Consider the following 20,116-nt stretch of genomic DNA (forward strand, 5'->3'; position numbering starts at 1 on the left):
GGTTCATAAATCAAGGGATGAGAAAGCGATGTTCTGGTTACATTGCCCTTTTGCTAGGTAAAGTATTGGGGAAGATCAAATGCCGCACTATTCATTTAAGGCATGATTTTAAGGCCAAATGAGCATAACAAGACCAAGGAAGTGAAAGGTCGTTACGTCACTTTCCCCAATAACAAGAATTATATTGTGGTCATATTCAGAGTCGAAACAACGGATTAGACAAAAGAACTATGTGGATACCATCGAAACTAACGCGCCCGGCGCGCCTTCATAATGCCATTCTCCGTCCTCGCTTGCTGGATCGTCTTAATCAAGCACCGTTTTACCGTCTGGTACTTTTCCGCTCTCCAGCGGGCTACGGTAAAACCACTATGGCAGCACAATGGCTAAACGATCACCCACATACTGGGTGGTTGAACATTGATGAAAGCGATAACGATACATTTCGATTCGCGAACTACTTCTTACAATCCATAAACAAAGCCACTAATGGCGCCTGTTTAAAAACACAAGCAATGGCTGAACGCCGTCAATTTGCTTGCTTATCGACGCTATTTAGCGAGCTTTTCGGCGAAATTGCCGAATATAACGCCCAAACATATTTAGTATTAGATGACTACCATGTCATCAACAATGAAGACATTCATGACGGTATGCGTTTCTTCCTTAAGCACATGCCGGACTGCCTCACCCTTGTCGTCACGAGCCGAACGCAACCACCACTGAGTACCGCTAACCTACGTGTGCGTGATTTATTGATTGAAGTAGACAACGAGCACTTAGCCTTCGATCAAGAAGAAACCCAACGCTTCTTCCAAAAGCGTGTCAGTGAAGAAATTGAACTCACAGTACTAAATTCATTGCGCGAGCAAGTTGAAGGTTGGCCATCAGCACTACAGCTGATCGCCCTTCATGCCCAACAAAAACCGAATCACTTAGCAGAATCTGCCGAATCAATGGCAAGCTTTAATCGGGGCCACTTGTGGGATTACCTTGCGGAAGAAGTATTTGATCAACTCGATCGCGATACTCAGCAATTCTTATTGCAATGCTCAGTATTAGATATTTTCAATGCGCAGTTAGTGACTGACTTAACAGGCCGTAATGATGCACTGGCAATGCTAGAGTCACTGAACCGTTTCGGTTTATTCCTTAACACGCTTGAAAGTAACGATAACTGGTATCGCTTCCATAATTTGTTTGCAGAATTCCTTCGCCATCAGCGTTATTCCCAGATTCCGCAACAACAATCAGAACTGCATACACAAGCAGCTTACGCTTGGCTAAAACAAAAAAGCCCGCAACAAGCGCTGATCCATGCGCTAAAGAGTGAGAATCAAGATCTGATTGTTGAAGTACTGACAGACTACGGCTGGAACATGTACCATCACGGAGAGTTGAAATTACTAGAGGACTCTATTGCTTCCTTAACAACGGACAAACTATTCTCTTCCCCTCGCCTTGCTCTCCTTCGCGCATGGCTGGCACAAAGCCAACACCGTTATAACGATGTGGGTGATCTGATTAATGAAACCAAAGCACAATTAAGTAAGCACAGCATCGAATTAGATGATGCGCTGCAAGGTGAATTTAACGCACTGCTAGCACAAGTTGCGATTAACCAAAGTAAGCCTGAAGATGCGCTACTTTTATCTGAGCAAGCATTAGGGCAGCTACCTTCTACCACTTACCGTAGCCGCATTGTAGCGACCTCGGTTGTAGGCGAAGTCCACCACTGCCTCGGTAATCTCAGCCGTGCATTGCCGATGATGCAACAAACAGAGAAAATGGCACGTCAGTACCATGTTTACCATCAAGCACTTTGGGCGCTACTGCAACAGAGCGAGATTCTGGTGGCCCAAGGTTACATTCAATCGGCTTATGAACTATTAGATCAAGCCTTCAAGCTGGTAAAAGAGCAACACCTTCAACAAGTGCCACTGCATGAGTTCTTGCTACGCTTACGTGCACAGATCCTATGGTGTTGGAACCGCTTAGAAGAAGCTGAAGAATGTGCCCATAAAAGCCTAGAAGTGTTAGCACCTTTTGATGAAACCAAATCATTGCACGCCTATTCCATGCTGGCACGTATTGCGATCACTCGGGGTGAACTCGATAAAGGCGCACGCTATTTAGACCTGTGTAACTGCCTGGTAGAGCGTTCTGAATACCATATTGACTGGCGAGCAAATGCTGATTTTGCCAACATTCTTTACTGGCAAGCAAAAGACGATAATCAAAGCTTGGCTGATTGGCTAAAACAGGCGGAGCGTCCTGAAGGTGGGTGTAACCACTTCCAGCAGCTACAATGGCGCAATATTGCCCGAACGCACTTGACGCTCGGCGAGTATGACCAAGCGCATGAAATTTTACTTTCCCTGCAAGAAGATGCGGGAAAGTACAATTTAGTCACAGACAAAAATCGAAATCTTGTGGTACAAGCGGTATTAAGTAAACGTCAGGGGGAACGTGATACTGCACTTTTATACCTTAAAGAAGCATTACAACTGACCAATAGTACTGGCATGATTGGTAACTTCTTATGCGAAGCGAATACCATCTGCGACCTACTAAAAGAGTTAGTCGATACGCGCCAATTAAGTGAGCTTGAACTTCATCGTGCACAACAACTGCTACGTGAAATGACGAGTAAAGAACGAAACCGTTCCGTTCATTTTGATGAAAGCTTTGTCGATAAACTACTGACACTCCCCGATGTACCGGAGTTAGTACGCACTAGCCCACTAACACAGCGTGAATGGCAAGTTCTAGGCTTAATATATACGGGTTATAGCAATGAACAAATTGCATCTGAGCTAGATGTTGCATCGACAACCATCAAAACTCATATCCGTAATTTGTACCAAAAATTGAATATCGCCAATCGCCAACAAGCTATTGAAACCGCTGAACGTTTACTTGGATTGATGGGGGTTTAACTCCCCCCCCCTTCTTGCACCACAAACTAGGTTAAGGATAACCACTTGATAGAATGGGCTACTGATCGCCTTTGGTACTACGACATGCCGCTCAACGTGAGCGGCATTCCTGTGGGTGCCCGTATGACCGTTATTCGGCTCAACAATAAAAAACTGCTTATTCATTCTCCGATACAGCTCACGACTAAATTACAGTTAGCACTGAGCAAATTGGGGCAAATACATGCCATTGTTACCCCCAATATTAATCATCACCTTTTTCTGTCTGAATGGTGGCTTGCCTACCCTGACGCTTACTTTTTTGCCCCTCCAGGGTTACAACAAAAGCGCTCTGATTTGATTTTTGATGATGCCCTGAGCGCGACAACGCCTGCATTGTGGCGTAATCAGCTATTACAAACGCTGATTAGGGGGAGCGACAAAATGGAGGAAGTGGTGTTTTGTGATCCACAATCGCACACCCTAATTGTGGGTGATACCTTAGCTTGGATGAAAGACTGCACCAACCCACTTTCAATAGGCTTAGCTTTACTCAATGGCTGCTATCAACAACCAGCAATGCCACTCTATTGGCGGTTATCTTTTCATGACAAAACGCGGTTGCGTCAGTCACTGCAAGAGATCTTAACCTGGCCATTTGACCGCATCATTCTTGCTCACGGCCGAGTCATCCCTGAAAACGGCAAACAGTATTTTGCCGATGCTTTTGCATGGGCTCTTAAGCCAACAACGGCAACCCATTAACTGCCAGTGTCAGGCACAGATAAGGCGTATAAACCTCATTACAAATGAAGCGCTGAACATAAAAATAGCGGGCTTATTTGCCCGCTATCAACTTCACAATGCGAAGTTTCTCTCCCGAATAAAATGACCCAGAGCTAATACAAAATCGTTATGACATAGGACCAATTAAGGTTGGATTGGTTTTAATACCGCTCCACTCATACCAGCCGCCATCATAAACGCTGATATCTTTCCAGCCCATCACATAGGCATAGAAGAAGGTTTCTGACGCCCGCCACCCCGTACCACAATAAAAAGACACTTTCTGATTACGATCGATTTCCCATTGATGCCAGAAATGTTCAATCTCGTCAGCGCTTTTCATGGTCTCATCGGGGTTACGAAAATCCTCAAGGCTATTAGCATCACTGCCACCATGTCCCCATTTTGCACCCGGTATACGCCCTTTTGGCTTAATATAGCTATAACCACTGATTTTGCCTAAGTACTCATCCCAAGTACGAATACTGACTAACGAATTCGTTTTTGGTGAGCCATCAAGAATGGCTTTCGCCTCAGCGATATCAATGATCAATTCAGGATTAGCAGGAATATCTCGGCCAAAATCTGCCACTTTCTCTGCGGTTTGCAACATAGGCTCTGACGTGAAGCCAGCACCAACCCATGCCGTCCAACCACCATTCAGTAGGCGTACATCTTCAACACCTGCGTACATCATAATACTCGCAGCACGCGCGGCCGCCATATTATTGCGCCCATACAAAATCACGGTAGTGTCGTAACGAATACCTAAATCTTGCAGCAAGGCCGTGAGTTGCTCGTTACTAACACGATTCCAAAGCGGCTTTGTTTCTATATTATTGGTATTTAAATACTGTGCTGTAGGTATATGTGAAACAAGGTATTTTGTCGGCGGTCCCCAAGCAACCTCAACCAGTTTATAGTCGGTTTGAGGAGCATAAAGTGGTTGCTGTCCATCAATGACTTGTTTGAGCCACTCAGGTCCAACAAGCTGCTGAAATTTGGGTAACGCAGTAAGTGAGCCAGAATAATTTGAGAGCGGCTCTTCAATTACAGATACCGATGTAAATCCTTGGTCAGCCAAGGCTGTCACCATTTTTTTGCTAGCCGCTTGGTCGCAATACAAATAGGTAGGCTTATCTGCATTTAGCTGTTTTTCCACCAGTAGTTGGTTAAGCGCCGAGGCGTCAATTCTGTCCAACCACTGGGCATCAAAATTGACCGCATTAGGGTAATGACCGCCTAGCTTTGAGCCCGCTTCTGGCCATCCGTTATAAAAATTACTCGAGCGACAATCAATCACTTGCTTCGCTTCATCAAGGGTTTCAGATAACTGATCAAACGTCATTGCTTGAAGCCCAAAACTAGAAAAAACAATAACGGATATCAGCGCTTTCCTCATTGTATTCATCAGCCAACCTTACTTTACTTATTATCACTCTGCCTGAGTGATATAAATTGAAAACCTTGCTAATTATAATGAAACAAAGCACATATTATGGCGATCAGCCTCTCAACTTCATAGCAAGCAAAACTTTAAGCCTAAACATGAGACATAAGCGAGATTAAGTATTGATTACTAGTTCTTGGTTGCTGGTTGTTGGTTGTTGAAAAATCGACGAAATAATGAGGGATAAGCGAAATATCGATAAAACGGAGGGAGATAGAAAAGAGCACTACTCACCTTAGGCTTTCATGCTCAATAAATCATTTTTAAGTTGTGACGCTAGCTAAGAAACTCCGTTTCAACTAGACGTGCTTTGGCTGCATCCAAATCTTCTTTTGCCACTAAGATAATAGGACCAGTACACCCCATACCTGTGCGAGCAAAGATCTTCACTTGCCACAGTGCTTGGCATGCATCTTCGATTTCTAAAATATCAATGCCACCAATATCTGTGTCAGTCACCTTTTCAGGTGGTGCAATTACAGCTTCAGTTGTTTCTACTTGCGTTTTTGGCTGGCAGTATTTTGCTAAAGTACTGTTTAAGCCTGATAAGGTTGCTGCTTCCCATTCCTCGTCAACGCGCTTCATCACCTCTCCTTTTGCTGCATCTGCGCATAATCTCATGGCACCAGCCACAACAGGTGCACCCGATGCTCGAGAGATAATGTTCACTAGCTTCCCTGCCGTACCTTCACCCAACCCAGGTCCATAACCGAAGCCAGAAGCTTCATAGCTACCACCTGTAGTGAACGAAGAAAACATTTTCATCAGCAAATTGCCAGTTAGACTATCTGTCACCATCACATCAGGCGTACCTTGCAGCAAATCATTACCGCGCATGGCAATCCCGCCATCGGCACGTCCTGATTCTGCAAAGTGAATGTCATAACCCGCTTGTTGAAGTTCACGTAATCCACGCTCACATAACGCTGCACCGTCAATATTCAGCACACCCACAGTCGGTTGCTCAATACCCGTCGCTTTTGCTAATGCAATACCATACAAGGTATTTTTGAGCATCGCCGCTTGGCGGTTGGTATCTGTAGTCCCAGTCGTAGACGCAATGATCATCTCGCGTCCAGTGCTCGGAGTTACTACTTTACCCATGGTGCTCACACCAAGAGGGAAGGCATAATGCAAAGTGACACAACCGTCGATTTGCTTCTGCTCAAACAAGCTTTCCATCACTTGGTGACATTGGTTTAAATCCTCTGCAGGGTGGCATTCAAAACCACACTCAGGATCATTACATCCAATTAGCACAGGTTCGATGTCGCTGTGCTGTCTTGCAACTAACTGAGCACCTCGAAGCAGTTCTTGTGGGCCGTGTTCGCTGCCGATCAGCGTGAGAGCAATTCGGGTTTTCTTGCCAAATTGTCCACTTAGCAGGCCATCCGCCATTGCTGAAAACGTGTCGGATAGTTGTTGATTGATATTCGCCATCGCAACCTCCGATTACTTCTCGCTCTTCGCGTTTAGCAAGTTCTCAGCCACATCGCGCATTGCTTGCGCCACAACCTGTTTCACTTGATTCTCATCAAACACTTCATCTTGCTTGCCGCTGTTCTTCTGAACCACGAAGCTCAAACCATCAAACAAGTTAGTCATACGCCCTAAGAACAAGCTGCCTTTACCCACCATCATGAAGTTTTTAATTTCATCATTAAGGATCATGTCACGGCCAAAGCCAAGGAAAGGAACGCCTGATGGAATGTGCCCTTGCGTTGGTGCAAAGCCCGTCATGCCATGTTTTTCAACAAACGCTGGCAACTGAGTGCGTTCCATCTGCCCTTCTTTCACCGCTAGCGCTGCAATCATTTTGTAGTTTGATTCCGGCACATTACCCGCGCCCGCAGGTTTAGTGATCTCTGGGTTTTGCATCTCCACCGAGTACTTGTCGATGTCTGTCATCTTCATGCCTGCAGCTTTAAGTGGCGCAGCAATCAGCGCAGTCATAACCGCTTGAGGCGATGAACCCGTACCAATTTGGTGACGACCGATGATGTCAGAGTTAATTTCTGGACTAACACCGTCATTTTCAGTCACCATGCAAGCAAAGCCCGCAATGCAATCTTCTAACACTGGCATGTTATTTTTAACATGGTCACGGCCGTTCATACCGAGTTTCGCTACTGCGCCACCCGCGACAACCATCACATTCTTAAATATGCCAGACTTAACCAAAGCAGAAGCTAGCATCATGGCATGCGCTGGTGCCGCACAGAAACCACGAACGTCCGAACCTGTCGCGCTATTACAGCCAATAGATTCACCGATGGCTTTTGCAAAGTTGCCACCACCACGCTGGTTAATGTCACCACATGCTTCTTCAGAACACTCAATCAAGTAATCGACTTTATCGAGATCAATCCCCTGCTGTTTAAGGTGCATTGCCGCCATAACGCCAGATGCTTTAGTGCAGAGGTTTTCTAGCATGATATGCGCAGATAAGTTTTCATCTTCATCGTGCGCGGCTTTCACACAACCGACAATTTCACCATTCATCATCAAAACTTCAGCATGATGATGCTCAAGCAAAGCTAAGATTTGATCTTTTGTGATGATCTGGTGACCAGCAAGCAGATCAACGTCATCGCCATACAACGAATGATGCGCCACTTGCCCGTGGTAAGTATCGATAAACTCTTGAGTCAGTTGCACCAAATTGAACACATCAACGTGGTTCAACATGGCATAAAATTGGGCTTGGTTATAAATTTCACCAAATTTACCTTGGTTGGCATTGTGTTCTTTATTTTCAAACCAAGGTTGAGGAATATCAGAGAGTTGTTGCGGTGTTAGGTTACCGATGTAACACTGGTTGGCAGGATAAGAGACAACGTCTTCATATGGACGAAGGTGGTCTTTTAGCTGCTGAAAATAAGGGTCTGAAGGATCTTTTGCCCGCGCTTGTACTTGTACTGAACCGTGTTGAATCAATACATCTGGGGTGTGGGCGAGCACGTAGCTCACACCTTTAATTACTGCGTATCCCATTGTTACTCCTGCATCCGAGCCGGATAAAAGGTTCGAACCTGCCTAAACAAACAGATCCGAACCAGCATTGAGATATACTTATGCTAATGCAGTTTCGCTGCGGTATTGTTGCATTTCCGCTTTGATAGCATCGACATCAAGTACCATTTCCATCATTCCAACTTGCTCTTCATAGACAGTTGGATCAACGGCATTTTTAACTTCGTCTTCCACCACGTGATAACAAGAAAGTCCTAACTGGACTCCCGCCAATGGTCCTGCAAAAGTCGGATCACCTGTGGTGACAGTTTCACATGCTAGGCCAGAAGCTTCTGCTTCTGCGCCGCCAAGAATCACAACGAGATTCTCTGCGCCTTTTTCCTCAGCAAGTGTTTTAATCCGCTTTTGATTTTCCAGATCCATTGCGCCAGCGCTTGTTCAGACGAAACATTCTGTAGTAGAGAAAGCAACGTGAGCACCTGTAGTCTTCATGCAAGCTTCGATTGCCTGACCAGGTACGCCATCGCGGTCTCCAAGAATGATCACTGTTTTATTAGCGAACACAATCTTTCTCCCGATTAAACATACTTTCCGAATTGCTCACGATACTCTTTGACCTCTGCCACGATGGCATCGACATCAAGTACCATTTCCATCATGCTTATCTGTTCGTCATAGACGCCAGCATCCACATTTTCTTTAATTTCCGGCTCAACCACATGATAACAAGAGAGTCCTAACTGGACTCCGGCTAATGGACCGGCAAAAGTAGGATCGCCGTTAGTAACGGTTTCACACGCTAGGCCAGAAGCTTCTGCTTCCGCGCCACCAAGTACGACTACCAGATTCTCTGGGCCAAACTCGTCAGCAAAACCTTTGATCCTCTTTTGATTTTCCAGATCCATAGCACCTGCGCTGGTTCAGACGAAACACTCAGTTGTAGAGAAAAGAACATGCGCACCAGCAGATTTGATACAAGCTTCAATTGCTTGTCCTGGTACACCGTCTCTGTCTCCCAAGATAATAACTTTCTTATCTTTGAGCATTGTTCACTCCAAGGGTACAGATTACTACGATCATGCTTATCAGCTTATGGACGACCACGTACTGAGTTCACATGGATTTTATAAAGCACTTTCTTTCTTACCCTGCTTTCATCGAAAGCCATGTAGAGAAAGCGAGGCTTATATTTGCGCCAACAGGCCGTTGCCTATTAAATACAAATTCATTGGGTGTAAATCAGTTACACCTACTTATACTTTTATGCTGTTTCAGCGATGTAGCTTTCTACTTTGTTCGCAACATCTTCCATTTCTAGCTCTTCGCCAGAAAGGTGTTCAATCTTTTCACCATTTTTGTAGAAAACAAATGAAGGAAGACCCATCACTTTCTGCGCCATCGCCAAGCGACGGTTACCTTGAATATTCAGTTTGCAGAATTTGATCTCGCTGCCATATTTTTCAGCTAATTCCATTACTTCTGGCATCAGTTCAATACAGCGACCACAACTTTCGCTCCAGAAATCAACCAGTACAACGCCATCTACTTTCACTTCAGCATCAAAGTTATCTTTATTTAGTTCGATCATTGCGTTTTCCTTAATACAGAGTATCTAACTCAGCAATATCCTTAACATTCACTCGCTTGGCTTCCTGCCCAGCGTCAAATCGGATCACAACTGGCACATCTGAAACCGAGAAACGGTTCGCAATATTTTGGCTTTTATAGGTATCTATAGTGACAACACGCTGATCTGGCTTATCTTTGCAATCTTGTTCTAGCTGATTAATCACAGCTAAACTTTCTTTGCTTAGTGGATTCCAGAACGCCACCATTGCCGTACCGCCAAACTCAGACACAGATTTGCGCCAGTTTTCTTCTTCTTCGATATAACGGTCTGCCGCGACTGCCGCAATTGCGCCATCACCGGCTGCGGTGACTACCTGACGAAGGAATTTATCAACGACATCACCCACAGCAAAAATACCGGGAACATTGGTTTCTTGTTTTTCATTGGTGATGACATAACCTTGTGGGCTTAATGCCACTTGGCCTTTAATGAAATCTGTTTTTGGCACTGTGCCAACAAACATAAAGACACCATCAGCAGACAGCTCTGTGATCTCTCCTGTTTTTAGATGCTTAAGCTTCACACCGCTAACAAGTTCATCACCGCAGATTTCTTCAACCACAGAGTTCCAAACAAACTCGATTTTATCGTTAGCAAATGCTTGCTCTTGGGCTGTGCGATCAGCATCAAGAATGCCTTGATCATGCAGCACGATCATGGTGACTTTATTAACAAACTTGGTGAGGAATACAGATTCTTCAACCGCTGTATTACCGGATCCTACAACGACAACATCAAGCTCTTCGTAAAAATCAGCATCGCAAGTTGCGCAGTATGAAACACCTTTACCACGGAACTCTAATTCACCCGTGATACCTAGAATGCGCGGTGTAGCACCCGTTGCAACTATGATGCTCTTGGTCTGATAAATTTCGCCTTTGCTCGTTGTTAGCGTCTTAATAAAGCCATCATTAGCAATTGTGATTTCAGACACGAGTCCGCGAGCAAACTCCACACCAAACTTATTACAGTGTTCACGGAACATATCCATAAGTTGTGGACCTGTCGCTTCCACAATACCTGGGTAGTTTTCCATTTCACTGGTTGTCGCGGCTTGGCCGCCTGTATTTCGCTTATCTTCAATGATCAGGGTTTTCATTTTGCCACGAGCAGCATAAACCCCGGCTGACATACCACCAGCACCGCCACCAATTATGATGACATCGTATAGTTCAGACATATAATTCACCGATTGCTATTTCACGACTACATGCCCTTTCACCCAAAAAGGAATAATAAGGACATATCAAAACAAATCAGTTCTGCGACAGCTTCTCTAATAAGGTGGCAAGTATTTATAACTGTGAACCAAATCACTTAGACTTTAATAAGCTGTTAGTTTGACTCTGAATAGCAAAATATAGCTATCTACTACCCAGATATAATCTCTTCTGCTTTTAACTTGTAAGTGATTATAATTAGTAATGTTTATTTTTTTGTGAGCAAAGCCTAATTACAGCATAAAACTCTTCACGATATAAAAATATGATACTTAAATCATAAACCAACGATAACTATAGTTATGTATCTTTAGCTTTAAAGAACCAAATTGAATATCAAGCACTATATTTTGACTATCATAAGAAATATTTACGCCTATAGTCATCAATTTCACCGTCACTTAATATAAAAAAGACAATCTGTAAAGAAGGAGTCATTAAAAAAACCAACTATTTAGATTAATATTAATATCCCTCACTGCCATTAGTAAAATTAATGACTAACTATAAAATATCTATTCTTTAATGATTTTATATTTTACAACATTAACTGTATCAATCTCTTCGTCTTATTTTATGCGCTTGAATCAAATAATAACCTTGTGTTTTGTTTACTTTATTTACTTACACTTTTTTACAACCCTATTGATACCAATTGGTTTTCATGAAAAATATCAGTAAACAATCACCTAGATTGATTTTCATTGCCAAGCCTATAAATAATAAAGATTTAGATTTTTAATTTACAAAACACTCAATTAACCAGTGTTTAATTTTGTAATTTTATACCAATAAGCAGATCGCTCTCACAAACGCACGTATATTCAGAATGATAATCTCCGCTACGAATCATCATTAACAAATGCGGAGTAAGGCAATGGAAACGCTTAAGTTCACTAATGGTTGGCTCGATCTCGATAAAAAGAGAATTGATGAAATAAACCTTTTCAATGAAGGTTATAAACACTTTTTAGATCAAGGGAAATCAGAAAGGCAGTGTGTGACTGTCTCAATTGCTCAAGCAGAACTGCACGGCTTCCGTCCTATTTCTGAATTTGAACAATTAGTTGCTGGCGATAAAGTGTATTTCATAAACCGCCACAAAAATGTGGTACTGGCTATTATTGGTCAACGCCCAATCAGTGAAGGAATTCGCTATGTTGTTTCTCACATAGACTCACCAAGATTAGACTTAAAACCTTCACCAATCCACGAGAAATGCGAGCTCGCACTGATGCGAACTCACTACTATGGTGGCATTAAAAAATACCAATGGGCATCTCGTCCTTTAGCGTTGCACGGTATCGTTGTGACTAAATCAGGCCGTAAAGTAGATATTGCAATTGGTGAAGATGACAGCGATCCCGTTTTCACTATTCCAGACTTGCTTCCACACCTAGATCGCAAAGTACAGCGTGAGCGCAAAGCGGATGAAGTACTTAAAGGTGAAGAGCTTCAAATCGTTGTAGGCTCAATACCTATGACCTTTGATGATGACAAAATTAAAGATACCGTCAAGCATCATGTCTTAACCAAGCTATTTGAAAAATATGAAATCAGCGAGCCTGATTTTATCTCAGCTGAACTGATGCTAGTACCAGCAGGTAAAGCACGCGATGTGGGCTTCGACCACGGCATTATTGGTGGCTACGGACAAGATGATCGCATTTGTGCTTACACTTCACTCGAAGCTATTTTCGATATCGATACACCAGAGCAAACCGCAGTGTGCTTCTTAGTAGATAAAGAAGAAATTGGTTCAACGGGTGCCACAGGCCTTGAATCACGTTACTTAGAATTCTTCACCGGTGAACTACTCGTTCGTCAAGCCGGCGGCCAATACAACGACCAAATGCTCCGTCGCTGTCTATGGCAATCGTACGCATTATCTTCAGATGTCAATGCGGGACTTAACCCTCTATTTGAATCAGTTCACGACGTACAAAACGCCTCAAAACTGGGCTATGGCCTGGTATTGACCAAGTACACAGGTCATGGCGGCAAAGTCGCATCCAATGATGCTGATGCAGAATATGTTGCCGCACTTCGTCGTATTTTCGATGACACTGAAATCAAGTGGCAGACTGGATTATTAGGAAAAGTTGACGAAGGCGGCGGCGGTACAGTGGCTAAATACCTTGCGCACTATGGCATTAATACCATAGATGCAGGGGCTGCGATTCTATCTATGCACTCTCCGTTCGAACTGTCTTCTAAGTTCGATGTGCATGAACTCTACCGAGCTTACAAAGCTTTCTACCTGCAGGCGCTATAACCTTAGCATCATGGAGATACGATCATGAAAAAGCGTCATCCGTTAACCTTTTACATTCTCTGTTCATGCCAGTTTTGGTGGGCTCTGTCCTTCTATAGCCTATGGGCAATCTTGCCTGTGTTCTTAGGTGACGAACTGGGTATCGACCAGAAGACCTCGTTCGCTACTTTTGGGGCATTTGCCGCTTTAGGTGCTGCCATGTTGTTTGTCGGTGGTTGGTTAGCCGATAAAATCTTAGGGGCCAAACGTACTTTGGTATGGGGCTTTGCCTTCCAAGGGATTGGCTATTTTATCATTGCTTATTCAGCAATAACCGCTCAACCACACTTTGTGTTTGTTGGTTTAGGTACAGTTGCAGTGGGTCGAGGCATAGGCAGTGTTGCTCCACCAACCATTATTGCTTCCGCTTATGAGAAAAATGACCCTCGTCTTGATGGCGCATACACCCTGTTCTACATGGTCAATAACATTGGTGCGTTCATTGCTCAATTAGGCGCACCGATCATGGCTTATAGCATTGGTTGGACATCTGCGTTTATTTTGTCTGGCATAGGCATGGCCGTTAACGTGATCACTTACTTCTTATTGAATAAGAAAATCACAGACGCCACCGAAGCCGACAAACGTGCGATTCCATTTAAGACCAATTCGCTGTTTTTGTGTGGCGCACTGATTGCCGTTGCAACGGCCAGTTACTTGCTAACGAACCTACCATTTGCACAACTAGCCCTCGCTATTGCTGCCTTGGTTATCCTTTTCTTGATCACCAAGGAAATGAAGAAAGAACAACCAACTAGCCGCAAGCGCATGATTGTTGGACTTGTTTTGATGGGGCAAGCACTGGCATTCTTTGTTCTGTACAACCAAATGCCAACGTCGCTCAATTTCTTTGCTATCAACAACGTCGAAGCTGAGATATTTGGCATAGCCATTAACCCCGTTTCTTATCAGTCATTTAATCCATTATGGGTTATTTTCCTTAGCCCTGTGCTAGCCCATATCTACACGACACTAGGGGAAAAAGGTAAGGACCTCTCCATGCCGGGTAAGTTTGCTCTCGGTATGCTGATCTGTGCTTCAGCCTTTGCCTGTGCTGGTTTCTCTCAATACTTTGGTGATGAAAATGGCATGCTCAATCCGTTCTGGATTGCTGCACCGCACTTCTTGTTTGCCATAGGTGAACTGTTGATTTCTGCACTAGGTTTATCAGCGATTGCGAAGCTTTTCCCAAGTCGGATCCGTGGCTTTATCTACGGGGCCTGGAACATGACACTAGCTTTAGCGTCGGTCGCAGGGGCTTGGGTCGCAGGGTTATCCTCGAGTGGCGATGTCGAAATGACACCGGTAGAAAGCTTGGCGTCTTACGGTAACTACTTCTACATGCTTGCCATTGCATCTGCTGTTGTCGGCGTTGTATGTGTCTACCTTGCACCACGTCTTAACAAGCTGATTGAAACCGATGTCGATGAAGACATTGAGCATAAAGACGCTCAAACAGCGTCATAAAAAATCTTGGGTTCAATGAATCATTGAACCCGAGTCTTCAAAGGAAATAATAATAAAAACAGTACAATAAAAAGCCGCATACTGACCCTATGCGGCTTCGTTATATTTATAATGCTGGTATCTACTCGTTATCTTGCTTCATTAAAAGCAAATCACTTTATCGGCCTGCAGTGTCCACATAGACAAATCGTCCAGCGTACCAATTTCAGCACCTTCTATCAGTGGAAGATCGCTGATCCCTCTGGCGTTACAACAGGTTTTGCAGAGCTTCACTTCTGCACCTTGTGCGATTAGGATTTCCAACATTTGTTGAACGTGATACCCCTCACCTGGAGACTGTTTTGGTAGCGCGCAACTCACCGAGTCTGACATCAAAAAGACGTTGATTTTCGTCTTAACTTCTTGCTCATTGAGGTTAATTGCCAGTCTTAAGCCATTAAACGAACGCTCTGAACCGTATGGCGCATCATTTAATACAAATAGCAATGTTTGTTCATTAACCATTATTCTAGAGTCCTTCTTTAATGCAAATAGAGATGGTATGAAATATCTTTAACGAAGGTGTTATTGGCTATTGTACCTGTGTTTTTCATCGCAAAACTTGCAATACATCAAACAGCTTAAATGGAAGACCTTATTTTCAATCACTTAATTTAACAAAATAATAAACCATTACTCACTGACACTTATTTAACCAATTTACCTTACTGGTTATCTATCATTTAAAAACACGAGATAAGCCATAAAAATGCACCGCCAGAAGGCTTATAATTAAGGCGTAGCATTGTGCCGATTAAATATCATCAAGGAACATCATGAGAGCTGATAGATTAGAGATCATTACTAACAACCCAAGTATAAAAGTTGATAACAGTGCGATAACGATTATTCGTAAGAATACGGTTAATGATGTTTTAACTTTCACAAGGGACCAAGTCCACCTCGGGTATAAAGTTGTTTCACACCCTCTTGCTGGTAGTGTGAAGCCACACGAAACACCTTATCGAAGCATTGTCATTTACCGCGATAATAATTTAGACATGGATTCACTCAATACTATTGAACAAACAATAGAAAGATACCAAGTGCTCTGTAAGGCTAAGCCTGAATTTCTCAACCTTACCAGTGAAAACATTGAACAAGACTTCCCTAAAAAACAAAGTTCAGACTTTAAATTTATAGACTGCCAATTAATTAAGTCATGCCTGAGCGCTATCAACGCCAGCCTATAAATTATTAACACGCAACTCTCATACCCAAGTTAGTTTTATGCGCTTGGGTATTTTTATTCCCGTTAATAACAATCGATGCTAATAAAAAAGCCAGCTGTAAAATAGCTGGCTTCTTTTTTTAGCGTGTATTAAATCTAAAATACAGTTTGTTCATCAATCTTGGTTTGTAGTGCGATTACCGCTTTTTCTACCAATTGACGACGCGTAAATTTCTCTTCGCGTGGCTGCATTTTTGGATCACCCAGTGGATGAGGGATCGCAATAGTAGGAATAATACGGTTTGCACCTACTGTTTTAGAGATAGGAACAACAGTCGCCATATGAACTACAGGCATTACTTTTTCAATTTCTTTAACCATCGTTGCGCCGCAACGTGTGCAAGTGCCTCAAGTGGAGGTGAATATTGCTGCGGTTACACCAGCTTTCTGTAGCTTCATCGCAATCTCTGCACCATATTCTTTCGCTTTCGCTACCGCAGTACCATTACCGACTGTGGTGTAGAAAATGTCGTGCAGACTACCGATCACGCCTTCGCGTTCCATGTCACGTAGTACATCAACTGGCAGTACGCGGTTCGGGTCTAGGTTACAAGCAACTGGGTCATAACCACCGTGCGCGGTTTCATGGCTTGCTTCGGTAAGTGTTTCTAGCCCTTCAATGCTGTACTCGCCGTACTTAGATGCACTTGATGACTCGATGTGGTCTGGGTTACCTTTTGGTACAACACCACCAGAGGTCACTAAAGCAATCTTCGCAGTGCTCATCATCTCAACAGGTGGTTGAGGATCAACACGGTCGAATACTGGCATTGGATATTCAGTTGTAAACTCGCCAGCTAATTTATTAATCAGCAAGTCAACAGCACGTTCAGAACCACGCTTATCAGCGAAGAAGTTAACACGAATACCGCGTGGCATGTAGCCCGCTTCTTCAGGCGAACCAAGCTCACCATTAGTTTCGATATAGCGGTTAACCAAGCCAACCATTGCAGGTACAGCTTTACGCATACTTGCAGCACTGTTTCCTGTCTCTACCATGTAAGCGTATTGGCGGAATAATTCGTAACCAGGGTTTTCAACGTACATGCCAGAAATGGTTGTGATACCCATTTTATGCGCCACTTTCGCGACTGTACCACAAGCCATACCGTAGCGACCGGCGTTAAACGCAGGGCCTGCAATAATAAGATCTGGCTGAACTTGCGCAAGGATCTCTTCCAAGCTGTGGCAGCATAAGCTTTCATTTTCGTTGAAGTATGAATCGCCACAAATAATGGTATGGGAGATCTCAGCTTTGTCTTTCAGCATAGTGCCAAATTGCGCACCAACACCGACAGTGCCTTCAACCACTTCCATTGGAATGTGAGCCATTTCTTCACCACCCTTTTGGGCAAAGAACTGGTTGAGATAATAAACGACTTTCAATGTCATGTGTGTATCCTCGCTTAGCTGGCTTTTGTAGTGAGCTTATGGAAACCAAGCTCACAAGTTGCACCGATGATGGCTTGAAGTTCAACCGTGATTGAACCATCGTCATGCAAGCTGCCGTTGAAACCACCCGCAACAACATCTGCGTAGCGGTCATAACCGATTACTTTATCCATCGCTGGTAGCGTCACTAACTGGTTAGCATTACCGTTGGTAACCACAGCGTCTGCGCTCTTATGGGAATCCGCTAGCGATTGGCTTTCACCGTTTTGACCTGCGTATTCATCCGTCAGCAAAACAGTTTGAATGCCTGCTGCTTCAAGTTTTGAACAGTTCATGATTAAGTCAGCATCTGGGTTACCAAAGCCTTCTTCACTCACGATTGCAGCATCCCAACCCATTTGCTTCGCAAGTTTCACAACGAAGTTAGATGAACGCTCTTTATCACGCAGTGTGACGTTTTCATTAGTAACGATAACGCCCATGAAGTTGTACTTAGAACCGTGGTGACGGTATAAATCATAAATAACAGGGCTATTTTGGTGGATATAACTCGTGTTCTTGTCACAAGCAGATACACAGTTACCACTAATAATCGCACCATCCATCACTTCTGTTGGGTACATCAGTGTTGGAAGAATACCTTTAACATCAACACCATAATAATAAGTGTCATGCAATAGGCCTTGGCTTTGCAGCATATATACATAACCTACTTTTGGTAAGTTAGGGTACTCAGCTGCTTGCTCTAGCAGTGGCTTAGTCTCGTAAGTTTGAATTTCGTCTGGCTTAATATCTCGCGCCAATTCACCAATCCAACGACCCGCTTCTAAGCCAACCATACGTACCAAACCTTCATGATCGTATTGGTTACAGCTTTCATCAACTTCACATTGAATAACAAGATTCAAGGTTGATGAGAACGGAGTGTAATCCGCACCCGGACCACTCATATCGACGATGCCTTCTTGGAAACCAACGATTTCACCCGTTGTTACCACCGCCATACCTTTTAAGACATGGGTACGGCCTTCGCCAACCATCTCTTCTTCACCCAAATGTCGCCCAGGGAAAATATTACCGCCACCGCTTACTTTTACGCGAGGTTCAATGGCATCCTTTACTGGCATGATACGAATACTATCGCCGGGTTTAGCGATAGACAGCTCGATTGAGCGGATACGGTGATCCAATTCAGACAAGTGGCCAATTAAAGCCTGCTGATCAATAACCACAGTGTTTTCTTTCACTTCGCTTACTGGGCCAAATGCCAGATCACGAACATGGATGTTGCCTAGTTCGAGTTTCATGTGTTTCTCCAAACAAGCGTCAGTTGGGAGGATTTTTCTAGGAAGGTGAACGATTTAGCAAGGTAACCAGCCTCTTCCGAAGCTGGTCCACCTGATTAAACCGAATCCTAACTAACCTTTAAGCCAGTTCCTTCTTCGGCAAACCCGACAACCCAACAGGGTTCTTCATTACAGCTAAATTCTGTTAGTAACGCGTCCAAACAATCTCTTGGTACAGCAGCAAGTAGCCCGCCGGATGTTTCCGGACAACACAACTTACGCTGCCAACTTTCATCAAGGGCTTCTGCAAAGTCGATTTCATCGCGGTAAGCGTCGAGATTACGTTTAGCACCGCCAGGAAATAATCCTTGGGCTGCGTAATCTTCGGCTTCAGGCAAGAAAGGAACCTGTTCAGCCTTGAAGTGCATACAAATGTTACTTTTTTCGGCCATCTCATGGGCATGGCCCAATAAGGAATAGCCTGTCACATCTGTACATGCTCGCACTGGATAGTTGGCAAAAATTTCTGCAGCTTTACGGTTAAGCTTTTTCATATTGTCAGTAGAGGCTTTTATTGCCGCCTGACTTGCTTTACCACGTTTCTGTGCTGTCGAAATTAAACCTGTACCAATAGGTTTGGTTAAAACCAAAACATCACCGTTTTCTACAGCGGCCTTGGTTTGTACTTTAGAAGGATGGATCATGCCCATTACGGATAAGCCAAATTTTGGCTCGCTATCTTCAATCGTGTGACCGCCAACTAATACTGCACCAGCTTCACGGACTTTTTCCGCACCGCCTTTCAGAATTTGGCCAACCACGTCTTGAGGAAGATCCGGTGGAACACAAAAAATATTCATCGCCAATGTCACTTGCCCGCCCATGGCGTAGACATCACTGAGCGCATTCGCAGCAGCAATCGCACCAAAGTCGTACGGGTCATCCACAATTGGAGTGAAAAAATCCAATGTTTGGATAACAGCAACATCATCGTTGATTTTATAAACGGCAGCGTCATCACTTACCGTCAACCCAACCATCAAATTGGGATACGCTTGTTCGGGAAATAGGGGTGAAATGGACTGCAGAACCTGCGCCATGGCCTTAGGGCCTATTTTTGCTGCTCACCCCGCTTTTTTGGTCATCTGCGTCAGACGTACTTCTTCTGTCATCTCTAGATCCTTTACAGTGGACGGTAAGAGCACAATTCACATTTAATACTGTGCTCACGCTATATCTAAAAAGCGTTATAGTAGAAGCCGTGATCATCGATCACCTTTCCCCCTATATGATCTCTTCAGATCCTCTTGCTTTCAGTTTGATCTACGTCCTATATAAAGCGATACATTACACCACTAGGTTTAGTTCGTATTTCAAACTAAAAACGACATTCAGGTACACTTCTATGTA

At 43.8% G+C, this 20,116-nt stretch carries 16 protein-coding genes; 5 read left to right on the top strand and 11 right to left on the bottom strand.

Features of this window, described 5'->3' with window-relative positions; all coding sequences use genetic code 11:
• Positions 1 to 230: 230 nt before the first annotated feature.
• A complete protein-coding gene (malT, locus tag OCU87_RS22535) occupies positions 231 to 2,939 on the top strand; it encodes an HTH-type transcriptional regulator MalT (protein ID WP_261858566.1) in 2,709 nt (902 codons plus the stop codon).
• A gap of 45 nt (positions 2,940 to 2,984) precedes the next feature.
• A complete protein-coding gene (locus OCU87_RS22540; protein ID WP_261858567.1) occupies positions 2,985 to 3,683 on the top strand; it encodes a DUF4336 domain-containing protein in 699 nt (232 codons plus the stop codon).
• A 148-nt stretch (positions 3,684 to 3,831) separates the two neighbouring features.
• Here OCU87_RS22540 and OCU87_RS22545 read toward each other — a convergent pair whose 3' ends face one another.
• From OCU87_RS22545 to trxB, 7 genes are all read right to left on the bottom strand, one after another.
• Positions 3,832 to 5,115, bottom strand: coding sequence for a sulfurtransferase (locus OCU87_RS22545; protein ID WP_261858568.1), 1,284 nt, complete (start codon positions 5,113 to 5,115; stop codon positions 3,832 to 3,834).
• 315 nt (positions 5,116 to 5,430) lie between these two features.
• Positions 5,431 to 6,594, bottom strand: coding sequence for a glycine/sarcosine/betaine reductase complex component C subunit alpha (grdD, locus tag OCU87_RS22550; RefSeq protein WP_261858569.1), 1,164 nt, complete (start codon positions 6,592 to 6,594; stop codon positions 5,431 to 5,433).
• Positions 6,595 to 6,606: 12 nt separating this feature from the next.
• The gene (gene grdC / locus OCU87_RS22555) at positions 6,607 to 8,148 is read right to left on the bottom strand and encodes a glycine/sarcosine/betaine reductase complex component C subunit beta (protein WP_261858570.1); all 1,542 of its coding nucleotides are present in this window, start codon (positions 8,146 to 8,148) and stop codon (positions 6,607 to 6,609) included.
• Positions 8,149 to 8,226: 78 nt separating this feature from the next.
• A complete protein-coding gene (gene grdA, locus OCU87_RS22560; RefSeq protein ID WP_261858571.1) occupies positions 8,227 to 8,691 on the bottom strand; it encodes a glycine/sarcosine/betaine reductase complex selenoprotein A in 465 nt (154 codons plus the stop codon).
• Between the two features lie 14 nt (positions 8,692 to 8,705).
• On the bottom strand, positions 8,706 to 9,173 hold the full coding sequence (gene grdA / locus OCU87_RS22565; RefSeq protein WP_083541044.1) for a glycine/sarcosine/betaine reductase complex selenoprotein A: 468 nt from the start codon (positions 9,171 to 9,173) through the stop codon (positions 8,706 to 8,708).
• Positions 9,174 to 9,388: 215 nt separating this feature from the next.
• Complete coding sequence (gene trxA, locus OCU87_RS22570; protein ID WP_261858572.1) at positions 9,389 to 9,715, bottom strand: thioredoxin TrxA; 327 nt, start codon at positions 9,713 to 9,715, stop codon at positions 9,389 to 9,391.
• A 10-nt stretch (positions 9,716 to 9,725) separates the two neighbouring features.
• The gene (gene trxB, locus OCU87_RS22575) at positions 9,726 to 10,937 is read right to left on the bottom strand and encodes a thioredoxin-disulfide reductase (protein ID WP_261858573.1); all 1,212 of its coding nucleotides are present in this window, start codon (positions 10,935 to 10,937) and stop codon (positions 9,726 to 9,728) included.
• Between the two features lie 917 nt (positions 10,938 to 11,854).
• Here trxB and OCU87_RS22580 point away from each other — a divergent pair.
• Both OCU87_RS22580 and OCU87_RS22585 read left to right on the top strand, forming a co-directional pair.
• Entirely contained in the window at positions 11,855 to 13,252 is a 1,398-nt protein-coding gene (locus tag OCU87_RS22580; protein WP_261858574.1) for an aminopeptidase, read from the top strand.
• 24 nt (positions 13,253 to 13,276) lie between these two features.
• The gene (locus OCU87_RS22585) at positions 13,277 to 14,758 is read left to right on the top strand and encodes an oligopeptide:H+ symporter (RefSeq protein ID WP_094958908.1); all 1,482 of its coding nucleotides are present in this window, start codon (positions 13,277 to 13,279) and stop codon (positions 14,756 to 14,758) included.
• A 141-nt stretch (positions 14,759 to 14,899) separates the two neighbouring features.
• Here OCU87_RS22585 and OCU87_RS22590 read toward each other — a convergent pair whose 3' ends face one another.
• Complete coding sequence (locus OCU87_RS22590) at positions 14,900 to 15,262, bottom strand: DsrE/DsrF/TusD sulfur relay family protein (RefSeq protein WP_062692586.1); 363 nt, start codon at positions 15,260 to 15,262, stop codon at positions 14,900 to 14,902.
• A 311-nt stretch (positions 15,263 to 15,573) separates the two neighbouring features.
• Between OCU87_RS22590 and OCU87_RS22595 the strand changes: the two genes are divergently transcribed.
• Entirely contained in the window at positions 15,574 to 15,990 is a 417-nt protein-coding gene (locus OCU87_RS22595; protein ID WP_261858575.1) for a GrdX family protein, read from the top strand.
• Between the two features lie 134 nt (positions 15,991 to 16,124).
• Here OCU87_RS22595 and OCU87_RS22600 read toward each other — a convergent pair whose 3' ends face one another.
• From OCU87_RS22600 to selD, 3 genes are all read right to left on the bottom strand, one after another.
• On the bottom strand, positions 16,125 to 17,420 hold the full coding sequence (locus tag OCU87_RS22600) for a glycine/betaine/sarcosine/D-proline family reductase selenoprotein B (RefSeq protein ID WP_083541043.1): 1,296 nt from the start codon (positions 17,418 to 17,420) through the stop codon (positions 16,125 to 16,127).
• 14 nt (positions 17,421 to 17,434) lie between these two features.
• The gene (locus OCU87_RS22605) at positions 17,435 to 18,727 is read right to left on the bottom strand and encodes a glycine/sarcosine/betaine reductase component B subunit (protein WP_261858576.1); all 1,293 of its coding nucleotides are present in this window, start codon (positions 18,725 to 18,727) and stop codon (positions 17,435 to 17,437) included.
• Between the two features lie 107 nt (positions 18,728 to 18,834).
• On the bottom strand, positions 18,835 to 19,878 hold the full coding sequence (gene selD / locus OCU87_RS22610) for a selenide, water dikinase SelD (protein ID WP_094958731.1): 1,044 nt from the start codon (positions 19,876 to 19,878) through the stop codon (positions 18,835 to 18,837).
• Between the last annotated feature and the right edge of the window lie 238 nt (positions 19,879 to 20,116).

The sequence above is a fragment of the Photobacterium sanguinicancri genome, from assembly GCF_024346675.1.
In the GTDB taxonomy this organism is placed as follows: domain Bacteria; phylum Pseudomonadota; class Gammaproteobacteria; order Enterobacterales; family Vibrionaceae; genus Photobacterium; species Photobacterium sanguinicancri.

What these genes read in the sequence shown, in the direction of transcription:
- malT (WP_261858566.1), top strand. Translation starts at nt 231, where the DNA reads ATGTGGATACCATCGAAACTAACGCGCCCGGCGCGCCTTCATAATGCC.
- OCU87_RS22545 (WP_261858568.1), bottom strand. Translation starts at nt 5,115, where the DNA reads ATGAATACAATGAGGAAAGCGCTGATATCCGTTATTGTTTTTTCTAGT.
- grdD (WP_261858569.1), bottom strand. Translation starts at nt 6,594, where the DNA reads ATGGCGAATATCAATCAACAACTATCCGACACGTTTTCAGCAATGGCG.
- grdC (WP_261858570.1), bottom strand. Translation starts at nt 8,148, where the DNA reads ATGGGATACGCAGTAATTAAAGGTGTGAGCTACGTGCTCGCCCACACC.
- trxA (WP_261858572.1), bottom strand. Translation starts at nt 9,715, where the DNA reads ATGATCGAACTAAATAAAGATAACTTTGATGCTGAAGTGAAAGTAGAT.
- trxB (WP_261858573.1), bottom strand. Translation starts at nt 10,937, where the DNA reads ATGTCTGAACTATACGATGTCATCATAATTGGTGGCGGTGCTGGTGGT.
- OCU87_RS22580 (WP_261858574.1), top strand. Translation starts at nt 11,855, where the DNA reads ATGGAAACGCTTAAGTTCACTAATGGTTGGCTCGATCTCGATAAAAAG.
- OCU87_RS22585 (WP_094958908.1), top strand. Translation starts at nt 13,277, where the DNA reads ATGAAAAAGCGTCATCCGTTAACCTTTTACATTCTCTGTTCATGCCAG.
- OCU87_RS22590 (WP_062692586.1), bottom strand. Translation starts at nt 15,262, where the DNA reads ATGGTTAATGAACAAACATTGCTATTTGTATTAAATGATGCGCCATAC.
- OCU87_RS22595 (WP_261858575.1), top strand. Translation starts at nt 15,574, where the DNA reads ATGAGAGCTGATAGATTAGAGATCATTACTAACAACCCAAGTATAAAA.
- OCU87_RS22605 (WP_261858576.1), bottom strand. Translation starts at nt 18,727, where the DNA reads ATGAAACTCGAACTAGGCAACATCCATGTTCGTGATCTGGCATTTGGC.